The organism is Spirulina sp. CCNP1310, assembly GCF_034932185.1.
Classification (GTDB): Bacteria; Cyanobacteriota; Cyanobacteriia; order Cyanobacteriales; family Spirulinaceae; genus Spirulina.
On record NZ_JAYGHW010000001.1, the window covers coordinates 1 to 19,155 of the forward strand.

17 protein-coding genes and 1 pseudogene are annotated in these 19,155 nt (G+C 50.2%); 9 read left to right on the forward strand and 9 right to left on the reverse strand.

The genetic code is table 11. From position 1 onward, the window contains the following. Positions 1 to 141 precede the first annotated feature (141 nt). A complete protein-coding gene (locus tag VB712_RS00005) occupies positions 142 to 2,946 on the reverse strand; it encodes an EAL domain-containing protein (protein WP_323250823.1) in 2,805 nt (934 codons plus the stop codon). Between the two features lie 51 nt (positions 2,947 to 2,997). Then, complete coding sequence (rppA, locus tag VB712_RS00010) at positions 2,998 to 3,672, reverse strand: two-component system response regulator RppA (RefSeq protein WP_323250825.1); 675 nt, start codon at positions 3,670 to 3,672, stop codon at positions 2,998 to 3,000. A gap of 15 nt (positions 3,673 to 3,687) precedes the next feature. Here rppA and VB712_RS00015 point away from each other — a divergent pair, with 15 nt between their 5' ends. Beyond that, on the forward strand, positions 3,688 to 3,819 hold the full coding sequence (locus VB712_RS00015; RefSeq protein WP_323250827.1) for a hypothetical protein: 132 nt from the start codon (positions 3,688 to 3,690) through the stop codon (positions 3,817 to 3,819). Here the strand turns inward: VB712_RS00015 and VB712_RS00020 are convergent. Next, the gene (locus VB712_RS00020; RefSeq protein ID WP_323250829.1) at positions 3,816 to 4,574 is read right to left on the reverse strand and encodes a Uma2 family endonuclease; all 759 of its coding nucleotides are present in this window, start codon (positions 4,572 to 4,574) and stop codon (positions 3,816 to 3,818) included. The two genes, VB712_RS00015 and VB712_RS00020, sit on opposite strands and share 4 nt — an antisense overlap. Positions 4,575 to 4,728: 154 nt before the next feature. On the opposite strand from VB712_RS00020, the gene VB712_RS00025 reads away from it, so the two are divergent. Together VB712_RS00025 and VB712_RS00030 are read left to right on the forward strand one after the other, a co-directional pair. Next, on the forward strand, positions 4,729 to 5,817 hold the full coding sequence (locus VB712_RS00025; protein ID WP_323250831.1) for a metallophosphoesterase: 1,089 nt from the start codon (positions 4,729 to 4,731) through the stop codon (positions 5,815 to 5,817). 71 nt (positions 5,818 to 5,888) lie between these two features. After that, entirely contained in the window at positions 5,889 to 7,199 is a 1,311-nt protein-coding gene (locus VB712_RS00030) for a hypothetical protein (protein WP_323250833.1), read from the forward strand. 210 nt (positions 7,200 to 7,409) lie between these two features. Here the strand turns inward: VB712_RS00030 and VB712_RS00035 are convergent, their stop codons facing one another. The 3 genes from VB712_RS00035 to VB712_RS00045 form a co-directional block, all read right to left on the reverse strand. After that, positions 7,410 to 8,090: a type 1 glutamine amidotransferase domain-containing protein gene (locus VB712_RS00035; protein WP_416236206.1), complete on the reverse strand. Its 681-nt coding sequence runs from the start codon at positions 8,088 to 8,090 to the stop codon at positions 7,410 to 7,412. A 240-nt stretch (positions 8,091 to 8,330) separates the two neighbouring features. Further along, positions 8,331 to 9,311 (reverse strand): thiamine-phosphate kinase, encoded by a 981-nt coding sequence (thiL, locus tag VB712_RS00040; RefSeq protein ID WP_323250837.1) that lies wholly within the window; start codon positions 9,309 to 9,311, stop codon positions 8,331 to 8,333. Positions 9,312 to 9,318: 7 nt separating this feature from the next. Next, a complete protein-coding gene (locus tag VB712_RS00045) occupies positions 9,319 to 10,440 on the reverse strand; it encodes a peptidylprolyl isomerase (RefSeq protein WP_323250839.1) in 1,122 nt (373 codons plus the stop codon). 154 nt (positions 10,441 to 10,594) lie between these two features. Between VB712_RS00045 and efp the strand changes: the two genes are divergently transcribed. The 5 genes from efp to VB712_RS00070 all read left to right on the forward strand — a co-directional run bounded on the left by efp (position 10,595) and on the right by VB712_RS00070 (position 15,000). Further along, positions 10,595 to 11,155: an elongation factor P gene (gene efp, locus VB712_RS00050; RefSeq protein WP_323250841.1), complete on the forward strand. Its 561-nt coding sequence runs from the start codon at positions 10,595 to 10,597 to the stop codon at positions 11,153 to 11,155. Between the two features lie 105 nt (positions 11,156 to 11,260). Then, a complete protein-coding gene (accB, locus tag VB712_RS00055; protein WP_323251070.1) occupies positions 11,261 to 11,728 on the forward strand; it encodes an acetyl-CoA carboxylase biotin carboxyl carrier protein in 468 nt (155 codons plus the stop codon). Positions 11,729 to 11,824: 96 nt separating this feature from the next. Then, a complete protein-coding gene (locus VB712_RS00060; protein WP_323250843.1) occupies positions 11,825 to 12,211 on the forward strand; it encodes a metalloregulator ArsR/SmtB family transcription factor in 387 nt (128 codons plus the stop codon). Between the two features lie 206 nt (positions 12,212 to 12,417). Next, positions 12,418 to 14,388 (forward strand): acetate--CoA ligase, encoded by a 1,971-nt coding sequence (acs, locus tag VB712_RS00065; protein ID WP_323250845.1) that lies wholly within the window; start codon positions 12,418 to 12,420, stop codon positions 14,386 to 14,388. A gap of 126 nt (positions 14,389 to 14,514) precedes the next feature. After that, a complete protein-coding gene (locus tag VB712_RS00070) occupies positions 14,515 to 15,000 on the forward strand; it encodes a helix-turn-helix domain-containing protein (protein ID WP_323250847.1) in 486 nt (161 codons plus the stop codon). 278 nt (positions 15,001 to 15,278) lie between these two features. Here the strand turns inward: VB712_RS00070 and VB712_RS00075 are convergent, their stop codons facing one another. Together VB712_RS00075 and VB712_RS00080 are read right to left on the reverse strand one after the other, a co-directional pair. Beyond that, positions 15,279 to 16,466, reverse strand: a complete 1,188-nt coding sequence (locus VB712_RS00075; protein ID WP_323250849.1) for a hypothetical protein — start codon at positions 16,464 to 16,466, stop codon at positions 15,279 to 15,281. Continuing rightward, entirely contained in the window at positions 16,463 to 16,891 is a 429-nt protein-coding gene (locus VB712_RS00080; RefSeq protein WP_323250851.1) for a hypothetical protein, read from the reverse strand. The genes VB712_RS00075 and VB712_RS00080 overlap by 4 nt, the downstream gene beginning before the upstream one ends. 272 nt (positions 16,892 to 17,163) lie before the next feature. On the opposite strand from VB712_RS00080, the pseudogene VB712_RS00085 reads away from it, so the two are divergent. Continuing rightward, a pseudogene (locus tag VB712_RS00085) lies at positions 17,164 to 17,468 on the forward strand (AMP-binding enzyme); the annotation flags it as partial. 148 nt (positions 17,469 to 17,616) lie between these two features. On the opposite strand, the gene VB712_RS00090 reads toward VB712_RS00085, so the two are convergent. Further along, on the reverse strand, positions 17,617 to 19,149 hold the full coding sequence (locus VB712_RS00090) for an N-6 DNA methylase (RefSeq protein WP_323250855.1): 1,533 nt from the start codon (positions 19,147 to 19,149) through the stop codon (positions 17,617 to 17,619). Between the last annotated feature and the right edge of the window lie 6 nt (positions 19,150 to 19,155).

Below are 19,155 nucleotides of genomic sequence, written 5' to 3' on the forward strand. Positions count from 1 at the left end.
CTGGATTAGCCTGGGGGAGAACTGGGGGGCGAACTGGGGGCGAACTGGGGGGCGAACTGGGGGCGAACTGGGGGCGAAAAATTTTTATGCCTCCGGCAGGCTTACGCCAACGCCCCTATGCATGAAAATAGAGGGAGCAGATTAGGGGCTGGCTGAGGGTTGCACAAGAGATTGCTTTAAAAGTTGCGTGGCAGTTTCCACGGTTAGGGGTTGGAAAAATAGGTAGCCTTGGCCATAGGGACAATCTAATTGACGGAGCATTTCCAGTTGCGGGATAGATTCAATGCCTTCGGCAATGATGCTGAGATTTAAGCCCTGAGCTAGGGAAATAATCGCCCGGACAATTTCCATATCTTCGCTATTTTGATCAATGTAATCAATAAAAGATTTATCAATTTTCAAGACATCGAGAGGAAAGCGATGGAGATAACTCAGGGAACAATAACCCGTGCCAAAGTCATCAATGCAAATCTGAATTTTTTGCCCTCGTAACGCTTTTAAAATCGCAATTGCTCCCTGGGGATCATCCATTAATGCCGTCTCCGTAATCTCTAACTTCAGGGTTTTTGGGTTCAGCCCCGTTTCCGCCAAAATTAAGGCAATGCGATCGCTCAATTGGGGCTTTAATTGCCGACTGGACAAATTGACACTCATCGTCAAAGGATAACCCCGAAACTGCTCCTGCCACAGCCGCCCCTGGATACAGGCTTGGCGCAACACCCATTCTCCCAACGCCTCAATTTGTCCTCGCTCTTCGGCCAGGGGGATAAATTCCGAAGGGGATAGCCAACCAGCGGTGGGATGTTGCCAGCGAATCAAGGCCTCAAAGCCAATTAAAGTTTGGGTTTGTAGGTTCATAATCGGCTGGTAATAGAGGCAAAGCTGATTCTGCTGAATCGCACTGCGTAAATCCGTATCCAATTGTTGGCGGCGGACAATGGCTTGGCGCATGAGGGGATCAAAACAGACCGCCCGGTTTTTGCCCTGCGCTTTAGCGCGGTACATGGCAATATCGGCATCTTGCAAGAGTTCTTCCGCCTGACGGTAATGGGGTTGGTGAGGCACAATGCCAATGCTGGCCCCGGTAAAGACGCGATGGCCAGCAATATCAAAGGGTTCAGCGAGAATCTTGAGGATTTTATTGGCTAAGGCGATCGCAGCGGCATTGGTTCCGAGGGGAGTGATTAAAATCGTGAACTCATCCCCCCCCAAACGGGCGAGGGTATCGGTGGGGCGGAGACAGGTTTGTAAACGACGGGCGATCGCCACCAGCAACGCATCCCCCAACCAATGGCCCAAACTATCATTGACCAACTTAAACCCATCGAGATCGAGAAACAACACCGCAAAGGCCGGTACATATTGCTGTTCTATCAGGCAATGGGTCACTTGTTTGAGGAAATAGGCCCGATTCCACAACCCCGTGAGGGCATCATGGGTGGCGTTGTAACGGAGATTTTCCTCCGCTAACTTACGACTGGTAATATCCACCACACAGCCCTCATAACGCACCAACGGCTGATTTTGGGTCATGGCCCCCAGCGGATCACAAATGCGCCGGGCATTTTCAGAAATCCAGATCACCCGACCATCACGGCGATAAATTTGCGATTCAAACTCCTTCACCTCCCCGTGAATTTGTAACTGGAGGAGGAGTTTTTCGTAGCGTTCCGGTTGGACGTAGGGGGGAACGGGCTGTTGGGCTTGAATGGCTAAAAAGGAAGCGACGGATTCATAGCCATAGATTGCTGCCAGGGCGGGGTTAACGTTCAAATAATGGCCTTGGCTATCCAGTTGAAAAATGCCCTCAACGGCATTTTCAAAAATGCCGCGATACTTGGCTTCAGCGGCTTGGGATAGGGCTTCGGCTCGCTTGCGCTGAAAGACTCCCCCCAACTGCATCGCCACCGAAGCCACCAACTCCACTAAGCGCGGTTCTTCTCGGTTGGCTGCGAGCATCGCAAATTCCAACACCGCCAACACCTGCCCCTCGGCAATAATCGGCACTAATAGACAGGCGCGGATCTTTCCCGCAGTGGCGATCGCCTGATCACAAAGGGGGATGCTTTCACGGCTACCCCGACCCATTAACCCCGCCTCCGTCAACTGGGATAAATCGGGAATCCATTGGGGAAGCTGACTTTGCCACACTTGCCCCGGCAACCCTTCCCCCCAAGCAAAACGAGAGTCCTGACTCTCCTGCCAAAATTTGCTAAAACACTCTTGCTCCCCCCGATTGAGATGAGAATTGTAGTAACGAACGGGACTGATTTCTAAATGGGTTTGCTCATGATTGGGAACCCACACTGCGCCAAATCCCCAGCCGGTGGCTTCACAAAGCAGCGCTAAAACTTCCCTAAGGGCTTGGTCAAAATCGATGGCGAGGCTGACGGATTGGGTGACACTGTGGAGGAGGTGGAGTTCTTCCTCGGCCCGTTGGCGCTCGGTGATGTCCATGCCCGCCAGAAAGCAGAATTCATAGGAGGTGCGATCGCGCCTCACAATCGGCTTTGCTTGCCATTCCACCGTCAACACTTGGCCGCTGCGGGTAAGCAGTTGACTAATATGAATACTCAGCCCCAAAGAAGCATTAACCTGGAGGATAAAGTCGGTCATTTCCTCCCGATGATCTGGGGGAATACAAGCGTCAATAAAATCCGCCCCGAAGACTTCGGGCAACTGATAGCCCAGGGTGTTGAGCATAGCCCGATTCATCATGGCAATTTTGCCTGCCGGGGTGAGGGCCAGGAAAAAAGCGGGGTTGGCATCAAAGAGGGTTTGCACCCATTCGCTATCCCCCACTAGGGGATTGGCAGCCTCCAAGGGCAGATCACGGCGTTGCCCTCTGGGCCAAGCTGCCCCGATCAGGATCCCCAGGCCAACCCCGGCGATCGCCCCCAGGAGCGGAAAAAGATTAATGGGCAAAGGCACAAACAGAGGCAACATTGAGGCTGAATAGAGGGGTCACTCCCCCCATTATGAGGCCTCTCACCAAAATCACAGCCCTTCGCCGAAGCGGTAGCCCTTGCCATAGACGGTATGGATTAGGTTAGCCCCATCCCCCTGCTCAATTTTGCGCCGTAGCAGGCGCACCAAAGCGGCTAAAACATTGCTATTGGGGGGGGATTCTCTCCCCCAAAGGTGTTCTTGCAGTTGTTGATGGGTGAGGGTTTGGCCGGGATGTTGGAGAAAGTAGGCCAGGAGTTGGGCTTCTTTTTCCGAGAGTTCGATGGGGCAATCTCCCCGGTAGGCAAGGCGATTATCGGGGTCAAAGGCGAGATCTCCCCAGGTGAGTCGGGGGCTAGGTTGAAGGGGGAACCGCCGCAACAAGGCCCGCACCCTGGCAAGGAGTTCCCGCAGTTCAAAGGGTTTGACTAAATAGTCATCGGCTCCGGCATCTAAACCGAGGACGCGATCGTCCAGGGTATCTTTGGCGGTGAGGAAGAGAACGGGGGTTTGATCCCCCTGCGATCGCAATTCCCGGCAAATCTCCAACCCTGATGGAGCCGGTAACATCCAATCCAAAATCAACAGTTGATAATCCCCCCTTTGGGCCAAAGCCAGCCCCGCCGCCCCCTGATGGGCCACATCCACACCATAGCCCTCCTGACGGAGTACCCGACTCAGGGGCGTGGTCAATTCCACCTCATCATCCACCAATAAAATCCGCATCAAGGTTAAAAGAACGTGCAAACTTTAAATTTAATCCTGCTCAATTTCTACAACACCAAACCCGTAGGGGCGAAAAACCTTTCGCCCTCACCCATCAGGATCACCGTAGGGGCGAAAAACCTTTCGCCCTCACCCATGGGCGATTAAAGGGTGGTGGGATCAATGCCCAATTCGCGCAACTTGGCCGCTAGCAGTTCCGCCCGTTGCTGTTGGAGATCGGCCCGTTGCTGTTCAAGATTAGCCCGCTCTCGTTCGAGGGCTTGATATTCACTCCCCCATAACAAAAGATTGCCCTTGCCATCCCACCACCGCAGCCAATAAATATCTTGATTCTGTCGTTCCCCCTGCCATAGCCCCAGGTAGAGCGCTAACTCCGGAATCCAGAACCGGCCCTCTGGGGTGGGGGTTTGCAGTTCGTAGCGGCCTTGGGTGAGACAGCGGACATCAAGGGTTAGCTCATAGGGGTTATAGGTGACGTAGGTCGGGACTTGGAGGACTTGCTCGTAAAAATAGAGCTTGCCATAGGGGGGCGTGGCGCGGACGGAAAGTTCCCCATTATCTTCCTGGGAGAGGAATTCCATCACAACGGCCACGCGATCGCCCTCCACACCAGGGGTATAGCTGCGCCGAATTTCACCGGGGGGGACGGGTTGGGCTTGGGGAACATAGAACCAATCCGGCGCTTTAACGGTGATATTGCGGTTAAGGGTGGCGACGAGGCCAAAGTTAGAGGCGATCAGCATTTCGGGGGTGAGCCGGCCAGCGCAGTCGAGGGCTTCGGTGAGGGCAGCGGCAAGCCAAGGCTGTTGAATATTTTCCACAGGATCATCGGGAAGAACATAGTCCGGGGGTAAAGGTTCCCAAGTGACGGTAACGGCCGGGCGAGGGATTTGGGCAACCATAGAGCAGTGAGTAAAACATCTAAACTGATTTTATCAGTGAGAAGTGAGGAGTAAGCGGGAAATCTCCATTTCCTCTATCCTCTCTTCTCTATCCTCTTTTCTTGATTAGAACTCAAGTGCTAATTTATGGGGGTGAATATTGCCCCTTTGTTTTATGAATCGATTGTGCCGGTTTGCGATCGCCAGCGATCTCCACATTGCCCTTCCCCATACCATTAGTCCTAAACCCGGATTTCATCTGGTGGAAGTGAGTATTCCCGCCTTCGAGCAAGTTTTAGCCCATTTGGAGCAGTTGGATCTCGATTTTCTGCTCTTACCAGGGGATCTGACCCAGGATGGAGAATGGGATAACCACCGTTGGCTTTTGAATCGCCTGGAAAAACTCCCCTTTCCGACTTATGTTGTACCGGGAAATCATGATTTGATTCACCCTTTGGGGGATGATGCAACCATAGGGATGGGAGATTTTGCCCCCCTTTATCAACGGTTTGGTTATGACAATCCCCAACAGCTTTACTATGGTTGTGAACTGGTGCCGGGGGTGCAATTAGTCGCCCTCAATTCCACTCAGTTTGATCCCGAAGGAAAACAATTGGGGTGTTTGGATGAAGCACAATGGCAATGGTTAGCAGCTTCTTTGCCGGAGTGGGGCGATCGCTTCGTCATCGTCATGATCCACCACAATGTTTTAGAACATTTGCCCCATCAAGCCACCCATCCCCTTGGCCGCCGCTATATGCTCAAGGATGCCGCCCGGTTGCGGGCATTGCTGCGGGCCAACGGCGTGCAACTGACCCTCACCGGCCATCTCCATATTCAAGATGTGGCCCAAACCGAAGGGTTAACGGAAATCCTCACCGGCTCCCTGGTGGGCTATCCCCACCCCTATCGGATTGTTGAATTATGGCAGGAACGGGAGCAAATTCGCCTCGATCTGAAAACCTATTGCGTTAAATCCCTCCCCGGTTGGGAAAACTTGCCAGAGTTATCGCGGGATTGGATTGCGGAACGCTCCTTCCCCTTTATGTCCCGCTTGGTAATGGGGCCGCCCTTTTATTTGCAAGATGAGGCAGAAATTGCAGAAGCGGCCAAGGCACTGCGCTATTTTTGGCCAGATTTGGCCGCAGGGGATTGCACTTTAACATTCCCCCAACTTCCCCTAGAGATTCAAGCCCATTTAGAGACGTTTAATGCAACCGCAAAGATCGACAATCAAGCAATTTTCCGGTTTCAGTCCCCTTGAACCGGAAAGGGTCTAAAGACTCCCATTACAGATCCTGTGGGGGGGTCTTGCTGATTTTGCGCCCTGCTGCCATGGATCACGCTCCCTGCCTCGTCTACCCTGCCTTAAACTTATTCCTCTACGATGGCCGTGACTCGACCAACGAAGGCCAACGGGATGGGTACGCTAACGCGGATCGCCAAGCCCTTGGCAATAAACAGCCGAAACGCTTGCGTCCCCCCCAAAATGGCTACCTTTATCAGCGCATTTTCCCCGATGCCTATGCTTTGCAAATTAATGGCATGGATAGCGAAGATGCGGAATGGACGTATCAGGCCAAACCAATTGATTGTTTTGCAGGCATTAAAGCCCAATTGATCACCGAAAGTGCGATCGCCCCTGGGGAATGGGGGCGATCGTGGTTATTAGTGGGGCGGTTGGCGGCGGCGGATCAAAACCCAGAATATGTGGCTAAGGATTGCTACCATGCCCTTGCCCTCACCAGCGAACCGGATTGGTCTAAGGATCTGATTGGTCAAGGGCGGCTGATGGGGGCGAGTTTTTTTGAACTGTGGCGACCACCAGGGGGCGATGAATGCGCCATGACCCATGGCTGCATGATCACAGATCACAAGAACTATTTCCACCTCTACATCTGTTTGTTCGATCCTGGAGCCAGCCTTAAACGCCTCGATAAGCTCTACCACCACCTCCTCACCCTCGGCCTCTATCGCCACCGTGCCACTTGGGCCCATTGCCGCACCTTGGATTTAAAAACAACCCTCAACAACTATGGTCAAGAGGTGGAGAAAATTTGCCATCAGGTTAACCAACAAGTTCATCAGGAAAACCTTTCCCACCAACACCTTACCCATCTGCTCCGCCATAGCCTCATCCTCCTCTCCCAATATGGGGCAGCGTTACATCAATTCAACACCCACATTCACACCCTAGAGGGGGATCTCCAAAGCTATCAAGACCGCTGTCGTTTGGTGGCAAAACTCAATCATTCCCACAGCCTCAACCCCCATGAACCCGACGATAGCCAATACCTAGAACGGTTTAAAAATTTTGCCATTCGCCGTTACCTCCGCCCCATGCAGCGGGATTATCACCAACTGAGTCCAGGGTTACGCCAGTTAGAAGATGCCCTCCGGGTGATGACGGGGTTATTGCAAATTGAGCAATCCCGCCAACAGCAGGCTTTGGAGCGGGCCGTCGTGGCCACCAGTTTGGGCTTAGGGACGACAACGGTAGTAGGGACGGTGCTTGCACCGCCTCTATTGCTGCCGCGCTCTGGGGGATTACCAGGGGAAATCGCCCTACCCCTGCTAATTTTCCTCAGTGCCTTGGCGGGCTTAGGGGTAGCCCGCTTTATGTGGCATCAATTGCCGAAGTCTTGAAGGCATTCCTGTGCTTTAAGGTGCGTCAGATCAATGAATCCATAGAGCAAAAGAGCGGCTTCATCTTCGCCTAGAAATCCACCTATCGGAAGTTCTGAAATCCCTCCGGGGAATCCCCGTCTCTTTAGAGCGGGGAGTAGTCAAGGCTGACGCACCCTTGATTGCGCAACCTGCACAATGTCAGTTCTTGCTCAGGGTTGGGGGAAGAGGTTAGCCTAGGGCTTGTAAGAGTAAATCTGCCACTGCGCTACCGGATGCGGGGTTTTGACCTGTGACTAGACGTTGATCGGCGATCGCAAATGAAGCCCAGGGCTGATCCGCCTTCTTATAGATAGCTCCCCGTGCTTTTAACTCAGTCTCGGTGAGAAAAGGCACGTATTGATCAAGCTCTGCTAATTTTTCTTCCTCATCGGAAAACCCGGTCACTTGCTTATCTTGAATCAGCAATGTGCCATCGGAAAGCTTGATATTGAGTAAACCCACAGCCCCATGGCAGACTGAGGAGACATAGCCCCCTTGTTCATAGATTTTGCGACTAATGGCCTGCAATTCTTCATTATCTGGGAAATCCCAAATCACGCCATGCCCCCCGGCAAAATAGATGGCAATATAGTCATCTGGATTAACTTCGCTAGGTTTCAATGTTGCGCCGAGTTTACGCATAAACTCTTTATCCTGATACCATTGCCAATCAACGGCTTCAGCCATGGCTAAACTATGGGGATCGATGGGGGTATAGCCCCCTTCAGGACTAACATAATCTACCCCATAGCCCGCTGCTTCTACTTTCTTGACAAAATGGACGGCCTCCCCCAACCATAGGCCTGTAGCCCGCTCGAGGTTAGGGTATTTGGGAACGCTTGTCACGACAACCAGAATTTTCTTCATGATGCAAATTTTTTTTACACGGATTGAAACGCTTGCCTAACTGTAGATTTAGACTGCTTTTGTAGGATAACTCTTTTTCTTTAGAAATGGCTAAACACTGATCATTTTGGCCTCAGAAAGTGGGGGGGATGGGTTCACCCGAAATTATCGGAATCCAGAATGATTTGTGAAGCTTCCGACTCCCCTCTCCTCGCGTTTGGGAGAGGGGTTGGGGGTGAGGGCTTATCTAGGATTGATGGAGGGCTAAGGGGCTGGGAAATGCTGGAAACCTTGGGCTTGATCGAGGGATTGAAGACGATCGCCCTCCCCTATGACCACCTCAAGCCCGGCGGTGATTGTCCCAATGATCGCCGCTGGTGGCCCCAACTCTGCTACCAAGGCAGCGGCAATCTGGGGGGGTAAACAGAGGACTAATTGAAAATCTTCGCCACCATAGAGCGCCCACCCCTGGGCTAATTCTTGCCCGACGGCGGTGATTAAATCCGGATCGAGGGGGATCTGGTCGGCGGCTAAAACCGCCCCCACGCCACTGGCCCGGCATAACTGCACCACCGCATCGGCTAGGCCATCACTGCTATCCATGGCGGCAATGTTTGCCCCCAAGGTTAATCTTTGCAAGGGGGCGAGAACATCTAAACGGGGTTGGGGATATTGATGGGCGGCGATCCAGCGATCGCCCCCCGCCCTCGCCGCCATTTCCCCCAACAACAAAGCCAAGCCGGCCCTCGCGCTGCCATGGTAGCCCGTCACCACGATCGCCGCCCCCACTTGGGCCCCTTGGCGGCGCAGAATCTGACCGGGATCGACTTGACCGAAGGCAGTGATGGCGAGGGTGGGGGTGGGCGATCGCGTCAGATCCCCCCCCACAATCGCGCCGCCGTAGCGGTCTAAACACCGTTGCATTCCCCCATAGAGAGCTTCTACCCAAGCAATTTCGGTATCGGGAGGTAAACTCAGGCCCACCGTCACAGCCCAGGGGGTAGCCCCCATGGCTGCTAGGTCGGAAAGATTGGCGGCCATGGCCCGCCAACCGACGGCATCGGGGGGCGTGGTGGCCTCACTAAAATGTACGCCCGCCACCAAAACATCGGTGGTGACGACGAGCGATCGCCCCTCTTCCGGCTTTAACACCGCCCCATCATCCCCCACCACCGCCGGAGGGGAAAAGCGTTGTAAGCGGCGGAGGAGGCGATGTTCTCCCCAATCAGCAAGGGTGGCGCTCATTGGCAAATTAACTGGGCTGGACTAAATTTTCTGCCCCCTGGATCACCCGCGCCTTGAGGATCTGATCCGCACCGCTGAGGCTGCGTAACACCTCCTGACCTTCCACCACATAGCCAAAGACAGAATAACGACCATCAAGGACGTTAAACCCAGGGGGTGTGAGTTCGCGGTCAAAGAGGAAGAAAAAGAACTGGGAGGAACCGCCGTTGGGGTCATCGCTGGGGCGAGCCAGGGCCATCGCGCCGTAGGCGTTAAAGGGCAGGGCTAAATCCGCGAGATAGAGGCCTGCATCTTCGAGGGTAATTTCATAAATTGGCTGGGGTTCGCCCTTAACCAGAATTTCTAAGGGGATGGCGCGGTAGGTTTTGGTGTTGGGGTCAATGAACCCCACTTCTGGCCCTTCAGGATCGCCGGTTTGGACGATGTAGTCTTGGTTTTGGAAGAAGGGGAGGCCGTCATAAAAGCCCCGTTGGACGAGATCGACAAAGTTACCAGCATTAATCGGCGCACTGTAGCCATCGACGACCACGGTTAACAAGCCTTGGGTGGTTTCAATTTCCACCGTTGCCCGGCCCTTGAGTTGGGGCAAATGGGCATATTCGGCGGGGATGGCAAAGGGGAATTGATCCACCATCAGGGCTTCAAGATTGCTGACCTGGGCCAAGGCTTGGCGGCGTAACGTCCAAATGGCATCTTTATCGCGGCCTTCTACTGCGCCCTGTAGTTGTTCGATTTCGTTGCGCAATTGGTTGAGGAGGGTTTCGGCTTGGGGCTGGCGATCGCCCCCCACGCTGGCTAAAATCTTGCTGTCGCCGTAGGTGAGGCTGCGGCCAGCGGATTTAATATTGCTCTCCACCACGGGCCAGCGTTTACTGCGCAGGGCATCGCCAATATCTTCTAAATGGCCTTGGAGTTTCCGCACTTCGGGATTATCCAAGGGTAGGGCATAGCGGAGGAGGGCAGCGGGGTCAGTGATGGCATTGCCTTGGGCGAGGCCAGCGGTGGCGGGGGGAGCGAAGCTAAAAAAGGCGATCGCCCCAAGGCTGATGCCCAAAATCAAGCCGGATCGAGCCTGGCATCGGGCCCAATGCCCAAGCTGCTGCCAAAATTGCAAAATTGGATAGAACATAAAAATTAAATCAAAACTTGAAAAAATGTGGATGACTGCGGGTTTCTCCCATCTTCCCACAATCCTCTCCCCCCGGAGTTGAGATTGATTGCCAAAGGGGGAACCCCAACAGGGGTACAATGGAGGGCGAATTGTCTTGGCCTGCGGAAAACCCATGATTTCGAGCAATGATTTTAGAACCGGTGTAACCATTGATTTAGACGGCTCAGTGTGGCGGGTGGTGGAATTTCTCCATGTCAAACCGGGGAAAGGATCAGCCTTTGTGCGCACTAAATTAAAAAATGTCCAGTCCGGCAATGTGGTGGAGCGCACGTTCCGCGCCGGAGAAACCGTCCCTCAAGCAGTGCTGGAAAAGCGCACAATGCAGCACACCTACCGGGAAGGGGATGAACTGGTGTTTATGGATATGGAAACCTATGAGGAAATGCGCCTCACACCGGAACAGGTGGGCGATCGCGTCAAATACCTCAAGGAAGAAATGGAAATTAATATCGTCACTTGGGGGACTCGGGTTCTGGAGGTGGAGCTACCTAACTCGGTGGTGCTCAAGATTACTGACACGGATCCCGGTGTGAAGGGGGATACAGCGACGGGGGGAACCAAGCCCGCCATCGTCGAAACCGGAGCGCAGGTGATGGTTCCCCTGTTTATTTCCATTGGCGAAAAAATTAAGATTGATACCCGCACCGATAGCTATCTCGGTCGGGAAAATTAAGCCCCCAGGGTAAGCCCCCAGGGGCGGGATTGGCGGATTATTCAGCCATGGGAGCCATTGGGTTGGGTTTGTTTGCATTCATTCGTGTTGAGGATAAGACTGTTGGTGTCTATTGATTTTCAAAAAATTCGGGAGTTGCTAGGGGCGATCGCCCAAACCGATATCACGGAATTTAGTCTCAAGGGCGAAGCCTTTGAACTCACCGTGAAAAAGGGCCAAAGTCCGGGAGTCCCGATGGCTTCCCTCCCCGTACCCATCACCACTCCCGCCCCTACCCCGCTCACGGCCCCGGCTCCGGTGGTGGATACCCCCCCGCCTGCGGTGGATCCAAAATGGGTGGACATCACCTCACCGATGGTGGGGACGTTTTACCGCGCTCCGGCTCCCACGGAGCCGCCCTTTGTGGAAACGGGCGATCGCATCAACAACGGTCAGACGGTCTGTATCATCGAAGCAATGAAGCTGATGAATGAGATTGAAGCGGAGATTAATGGCCAAATTATGGAGATTTTGGTGCAAAATGGTGAGCCGGTGGAATTTGGCCAGCCCTTGATGCGCATCAACCCTAGCTAAGGGGGGGAGAAGATTTGGCGAAATCGAGATCCCTTCTATTGTGATCAAGGGGTGGGACTGCTAAGATTTGGGGATCACTGATTTCGTGAAGACTCCATGCACGTCACCTCGAAGCCCGTTTCCCAAGAAGTCATTCAGCAGTTAGCTGAATACTTCAGTGTGTTGAGTGAACCCATGCGCCTCAAGCTGCTTAACCTGCTGCGGGATGGGGAAAAGTGTGTTCAAGAACTGGTGGATGCAACCCAAACCAGTCAGGCGAATGTGTCTAAGCATCTCAAGGTTATGTTGCAAGCGGGAATTCTCAGCCGTCGCAGTGCGGGAACCTCGGCTTATTATCGTGTGGAAGATCCTTTGATCTATGATCTTTGCAATCTGGTGTGCAATCGCCTCGCTGCCCGGATTGAAAAACAAGCCCGTCAATTTCGCGATTTCAGCCTTGCGCCGCCGATTCCCCCAGCCCCGCCCATTGTTTCTGAGGTTTAATCATTAATCATTGGTGAGGGCGAAGCTTGTTTCGCCCTTTCTTGAGCGCAGTTTTTCAAGGGTGCGGGCTAAATCATCATCACCACATAACCACAATTCCAGAATTGCGGATCAGGGCGAATACGTTAATCTTTCTGCAACAAACGCCACCCCCGGCCAGGCAAGGTCGTATCGTGGGTTAGAGAGCATTGAGAGTATTTTGACCCATGACCCAACCTACTATTGAGTCGATCCTGCAAGAAAATCGCACCTTTGCGCCCCCTGCTGAATTTGCGCAACAAGCGGCGATCGCCTCCCTCGCCCAATACCAAGAACTCTACGCTAGAGCCGCCGCTGACCCCGCCGCCTTTTGGGCCGAACTGGCCCAAAGTGAACTGGAATGGTTCCAACCCTGGGAGCAGGTTCTGGACTGGCAACCCCCCCATGCCCAATGGTTCAAAGGGGGCAAAATCAACATCACCCACAACTGTTTAGATCGCCACCTCACCACCCCCCGCAAAAACAAAGCCGCCCTGATCTGGGAAGGGGAACCGGGGGATACGCGCACGCTCACCTATGCCCAACTTCATCGGGAAGTGTGCCAAATGGCCAATGTGTTTAAACAGTTGGGGGTGAAAAAGGGCGATCGCGTTGGCATTTATATGCCAATGATTCCCGAAGCGGCGATCGCCATGCTCGCCTGCGCCCGCATCGGTGCGCCCCATAACGTCATCTTTGGCGGCTTCAGTGCCGAAGCGTTAAAAACCCGCCTCCTCGATGCCGAAGCCAAACTCGTCGTCACCGCCGACGGCGGCTATCGCAAAGATAAAACCATCCCCCTCAAGCCCGCCGTCGATGAAGCCCTCGCCAATAACGGCGTACCCAGCGTTGAAAACGTCCTCGTCGTCCAACGCACGAAAGATAAAACCCCCATGGAACCGGGCCGGGATCATTGGTGGCACGACCTCCAAGCCGGAGCCAGCGCCCACTGTCCCGCCGAACCCATGGATAGCGAAGATCTGCTGTTCATCCTCTACACCAGCGGCACAACGGGCAAACCCAAAGGCGTAGTCCACACCACCGCCGGTTACAACCTCTACACCCATATCACCTGTAAATGGACGTTGGATCTCAAAGATACCGATGTCTATTGGTGTACTGCCGATGTCGGTTGGATCACCGGCCATAGTTATATTGTCTACGGCCCCCTTTCCAACGGAGCCACCAGCCTAATGTATGAAGGCGTGCCGCGCCCTTCTAATCCCGGCTGTTTTTGGGATGTGATTGAAAAGTATGGCGTGACCATTTTCTACACCGCCCCGACGGCGATCCGCGCCTTCATCAAAATGGGCGAACATCTCCCCAATGCCCGCAATTTGTCATCGTTGCGATTATTGGGAACCGTTGGGGAACCGATTAACCCGGAAGCCTGGATGTGGTATCACAAGGTGATCGGCGGTGAGCGTTGCCCGATTATTGATACTTGGTGGCAAACGGAAACCGGCGGCTTTATGCTCACCCCTTTACCCGGTGCAACCCCCACCAAACCGGGATCGGCAACGTTACCTTTCCCCGGCATTCTGGCCGATGTGGTGGATCTCGATGGCAATGCCGTGGGGGATAACGAGGGGGGCTATCTGGTGATTAAACACCCCTGGCCCAGTATGTTACGCACCGTTTACGGGGATGATCAACGGTTCCGCCGTACCTATTGGGAGCATATTCAGCCCAAGGATGGCCAGCATTTCTATTTTGCTGGCGATGGAGCGCGGCGGGATGCCGATGGTTATTTTTGGGTGATGGGCCGGGTGGATGATGTGATTAACGTTTCGGGCCATCGTTTGGGAACCATGGAAATTGAATCGGCCTTAGTTTCGCACCCCGCTGTCGCTGAGGCGGCGGTGGTGGGCCGTACCGATGAGGTGAAGGGGGAAGATGTCTTTGCCTTTGTGACGTTGGAGGGGAATTATCAAGGCAGTGAGGCGTTAGCGGCGGAGTTAAAGCAGCACGTTGCCAAGGAAATCGGGGCGATCGCCCGTCCTGGTGAAATTCGCTTTACCGATGTGCTCCCGAAGACGCGATCGGGCAAAATCATGCGCCGTCTCTTGCGTAATCTCGCCTCTGGCCAAGAGGTGGCGGGGGATACCTCCACCCTTGAAGATCGCTCTGTCTTAGACAAACTCCGCAGCGGCGCGTAGGGATGGGCATCAGTAGGTTGTGACTATATTTCGTTTATTGCGCTTGTTGCAGTTATTGCGTTTGTAGTTACAATGGGGTTGTAGTTGCTCTGAATAGGAGTAACTACAACCATCTGAGGGCAGAAAATGGCGACTGGCATGGCTGATTTTCAAGAGACAATTGCACCGACTGCGGCAGATATAGAGCTTGCCCGTGAGTCCAGCCGTCAGCTTTCAAGATTTCTAGGTAAACACTCTATTGGCAATCCTTTGCCTGATTTCAAACTGCGGATACAGGTGGATAATGGGCCCGAAGAAGTGGTGGCTATACCCCTGTCTGCTTTTCGCTTTTTAACTGATATTCTGGTGCAAATGTCCCGTGGCAATGCAGTGACGTTGATGCCTGTACAGGCTGAGTTAACGACTCAACAGGCAGCAGATCTCTTAAATGTGTCCCGTCCATTCCTAATCGGTCTGATTGACAATGGCAAGATTCCCTGTCGAAAAGTGGGAACTCATCGCCGGATTCGTTTTGATGACCTGATGGCCTATAAGCATGACATAGATCAGAAAAGGCTACAAACCCTTGAAGAACTTACAGGTGAAGCACAAGCTTTAGACCTGGGCTATTGATTGTGACCCACTTCACTGCATTATTCGACTCATATGTTTTATATCCAGCTTCTCTACATGATTTTTTAATGCACTTGGCAATGCAGCTTACGAAAGGCAAGGTCTAGCTCAGACTGTAGCAGAACTTAGGGTATACAATAGGCTACTTTCAAATTATCAAAATTTTGTCTATCCAATGGCTAAAATGAGCAGCAACAGATATGAACCAAACGTAGTGAGGAGGCTCTGTGTGTCTGGTCTACTGCATTAATTAGATATCTTCATATTTATGCTTTATTTTATGCTTTATCGTCAAAAATTGCAATTAATTTAATTTCATCGGAGGTCGTAATACTTACGATATTACGGTAGTGCCGCGACCGAGAAAAAGTTCGTATAGAAATTACTTCATCATGAAAAAGCGGAATAAATTTACAATTCGCAAACAAGAGAATTTGTTCATCTGTCTCTAAAATAAGCCCTGGTTTCCGTCCTGCGCTAATAGTATGAAGACTAGAAACTAAACCTTTCAATCCCTTAAAATCACTCACACGTGAAACCGTAGGTGCTGAAGAACTACGTCTTTCTAAGTGAAGTGCAAAAAAATATTCATCATATGTACTTAAAAATAAGGCTTGAGAGCTATTATACACGAATTGCAAGTTCTCGAAAGAAAATCCATGATTTAAGTTGTCGAATAGATTATCCAAACTAAATTCCTCATCTTCTAAATCTGTAACAATCCATCTTTCCTGTTCAAGGTCAAAATTTTGTTTAGATTCACTAAATGCTTGAGAAGCAGCAGTTCTAACGCTACTAAACAAAGTTGGAGAGATACTTGTAGGATAATTAACAACATCAAAATCAAGCCAATTGGTTTTTAATGAATATTCTGGTATGTGCTTCTCTCTACGAGTATTACTTGCTCCCAAATCAAAATCATCAAGAAATGAGAACCAGCCTTCAGAACCACAAGAAGCGTTTACAGTCCCATATCTAGCTGTAGTGTGAACACATTTTGCATCGAGTCGTTTTTGAGCTTTAGCAATTGGCGTAATGCTTTCTGCTTCCCAATCAAGATCTAAATGATACAGTCCCTTGTTAGTGCCAATATAGGCTCGACCATTATAAATATTCAAATCAAGAAGGATATCGGCTGTTATTCCGAGATCCCACTCAATTGGCTGCACAAAATCAGTGGTGATCTGAATCGGCTCGGATTCAAGTTTTTCAATGGCACGAAGAAATGCTTTTTTCTTTAGTTCGTCGCCCAGGCGATGCCGAAATTGCTCACTGTCTATCCAATCATTCCGAAAAAATAGGAGAGTTGGCGCATCAAGCAGATCTTTTTCCTCCTCAAGCTTGCTTATAATGCGCTTCATGTCATAAACACACACTGAGTGATTTTCAGTGATTGTAAAAAGTCGTCCCATGTATAGAAACGCATCTTCAAAACGTCCTGGAAAAGTCAACGATACAACTTTCATATTTTTAACTTCTGAATTTTTCTTCCTATTTCTTTTGTAACAATATTCCTGCTAATCCATGTCTGAATCAACAAGTCAGGAGGAGTATCACTTGCACCTTTATCTCTAGGAGAAGCAGGATAACCGTGCCAAGGGTCTTGCTCATTACTTGTGCAAGGAAACTTACAGATTCGCTCACCTTTTTCGCCAAGGATAGCCCGCCCTAAATCTAAAACTCCCCAGTAGTTTAATTCTTCATCATGCCAGTTATTATCATCAGAAGAACAAAAAATTCCATACTCCATATCTGGTGAAATATCTGCCGACCAGCAATTTTTGTGCCGCCTAGAACCATCTCCTCTATGTTTATATACCGATAAGTACATTTTACCCCTGGCCGTTGGACCATACTCAAGTCCAGAAGGAGTCGTTCTATTTGCAGGCATTCTTCCCTATCTCTGATTGACGTAGATTATTTTCTAGGATAACTAAGTTCAATACCTGATCTGCCTCTCTTTCAACATTCAATGTCTTCAATTAGTGAAAACCGGTATGACTGAGACTTAGCCTACTTAAGATCCTATGAAGGGCTAACCTTGCATGACCAAAGTTAACCAGGATTCTAGCACATGAATATTGATGTGGCAAAAATTGCAGATCTAACAGATACAAAACTTCATTATCAGCTAAAACCCTTAGCCCTCACTTTCCGCAGGGGGATGATGTGATCAACATTTCGGACCATCGGTTGGGGACGATCGCAATTGAATCAGCCCTAGTCTCCCCCCAGCTGAGGCGGCGGTGGTGGGCCGTACCGATGAGTTAAAGCAGCACGTTGCCAAGGAAATCGGGGCGATCGCCCGTCCTGGTGAAATTCGCTTTACCGATGTATTGCCAAAGACGCGATCGGGCAAAATCATGCGCCGTTTGTTGCGGAATCTTGCCTCTGGCCAAGAGGTGGCGGGGGATACCTCCACCCTCGAAGATCGTTCGGTCTTAGACAAACTCCGCAGCGGCGCGTAAGGATGTGATTTGATTCTCAATCCCCCTTCAAAAGGGGGATTGAGGGGGATCTTTATCACGTATGGTTTAAAAAATAAAGCCTTAGCAACTCGCCGACCAGCTTTCGGCGTTCCGGTGCAGGGACTTGTTAGGTAGATATCTGAACTATTTACGGGGAAGGCCTCTCCGCTAATCCCAGTTCTAGCTGACCATTAGAAGCTACCTGAAACGCTTCAGCCCATCGTAAATAATCTTCTAAAAATCCTAGCTCCCTGGCAACTTCTTTAATAGATAGCCGCCTTAGAATGTCTATCGTAATTGGTCTCTTTTCATCCCAAAAAATCATAGAGTCAAGAAACTCTAGTGAAGGACTTGAAGTAACAAGCTTAAAAATGAATTTAGCCTCTTCCTCTGTCTCAAAAGATAAAAAATTTACGGTATCATCAAACATTACGGGTTTTCCCCCCAAAGGTTCAACAAGACAAAAATTTAACTGTTTATACAGTCCGGAAATTGCTATTTTCCAATTTTTGAAGGAATAGGAGCCAACACCAAAGATAGAATATGGTGGCTTGTTTTTGTAAATCGAACTTTTTCTATTTTTTAGATATCCATCATGTTCAAGGAGATATTGCCAGGTTTTAGGAGCTACATTTTTAATAGAGATTGTATCATCACCGACAAATTTTTGTGTAATTAAAATAAGTTTCCGATAATTGTCGGTTCTACCATTGCCAAGATCTGAGCTTTTCAAAAGAGGATACAAAAATATTTTTTCTAAAAAATATTTTTTGCCCATGCCGTTTATAAATAAGGAATCATGAACTTGCTCTAACTCCATTACTTTAGAACAATCATGCTTAATTCCAGAACGCCACATATATCTTAAGTCTTGACCTGACAAGTGTCTCCACTTTTCATATTTAAATATATCTCGGAGGATTAATCTATCTCTTTCACCGATTAGATGTGATAGCTTTTTAGACTGTAAATTTTCATAAACTTTGCAGTCAAGATCACCATTAGCATCAGTAGATAAAATAAAAAGACAAGCTTCTACTGATGCCCCGAAATGCACTTTTGCATCAATCAAATAAATATGAGCGAAAAATCTACTTCCTGACTTTTGTTTTACCTGACGTATTACCTTGCGAGCAACAGAGTACTTGCATAAAACAGCTATAGTACCTTCTTTTTTCGATAGCCACTCGGCGTATTGCAGCAGCATCCATTCGGAAATGTCAAAATTCCCTGAGCCAGTAATAGCCTCAATACCCCGACGATTCTGAAAGTTTGACTTTGAGGGAAGATTTTGACTATTAAGAGTACTCAATTCACTACTTGTAACCCAAGGAGGATTACCAATGATTAAAATGTATCCTGATAGATTTGAAATAAAATTTTTCCAATCTGTACCAAAAAAATCAGACTCACATACAGTTAAATTTTCGACATTTGAATATTCAGATACAGAAAGTTTTGTTTCTTTAACATATTCCTTATTTATATCCAAACCTATAATTTTTGAATTTTTGAATACATTAAGTGAGGCTCTAATAAAAGCTCCTTTTCCACAACTTGGTTCTATGATAAATTCCGGCGATATTTGATAATTTTCCCTAAGAATCTGAACTACTTCTCTTGCAAGGTTGTCAGGGGTTTGAAAATCACCAAATTGCCATTTTTCTCTCGATTTAACCATCTTTAT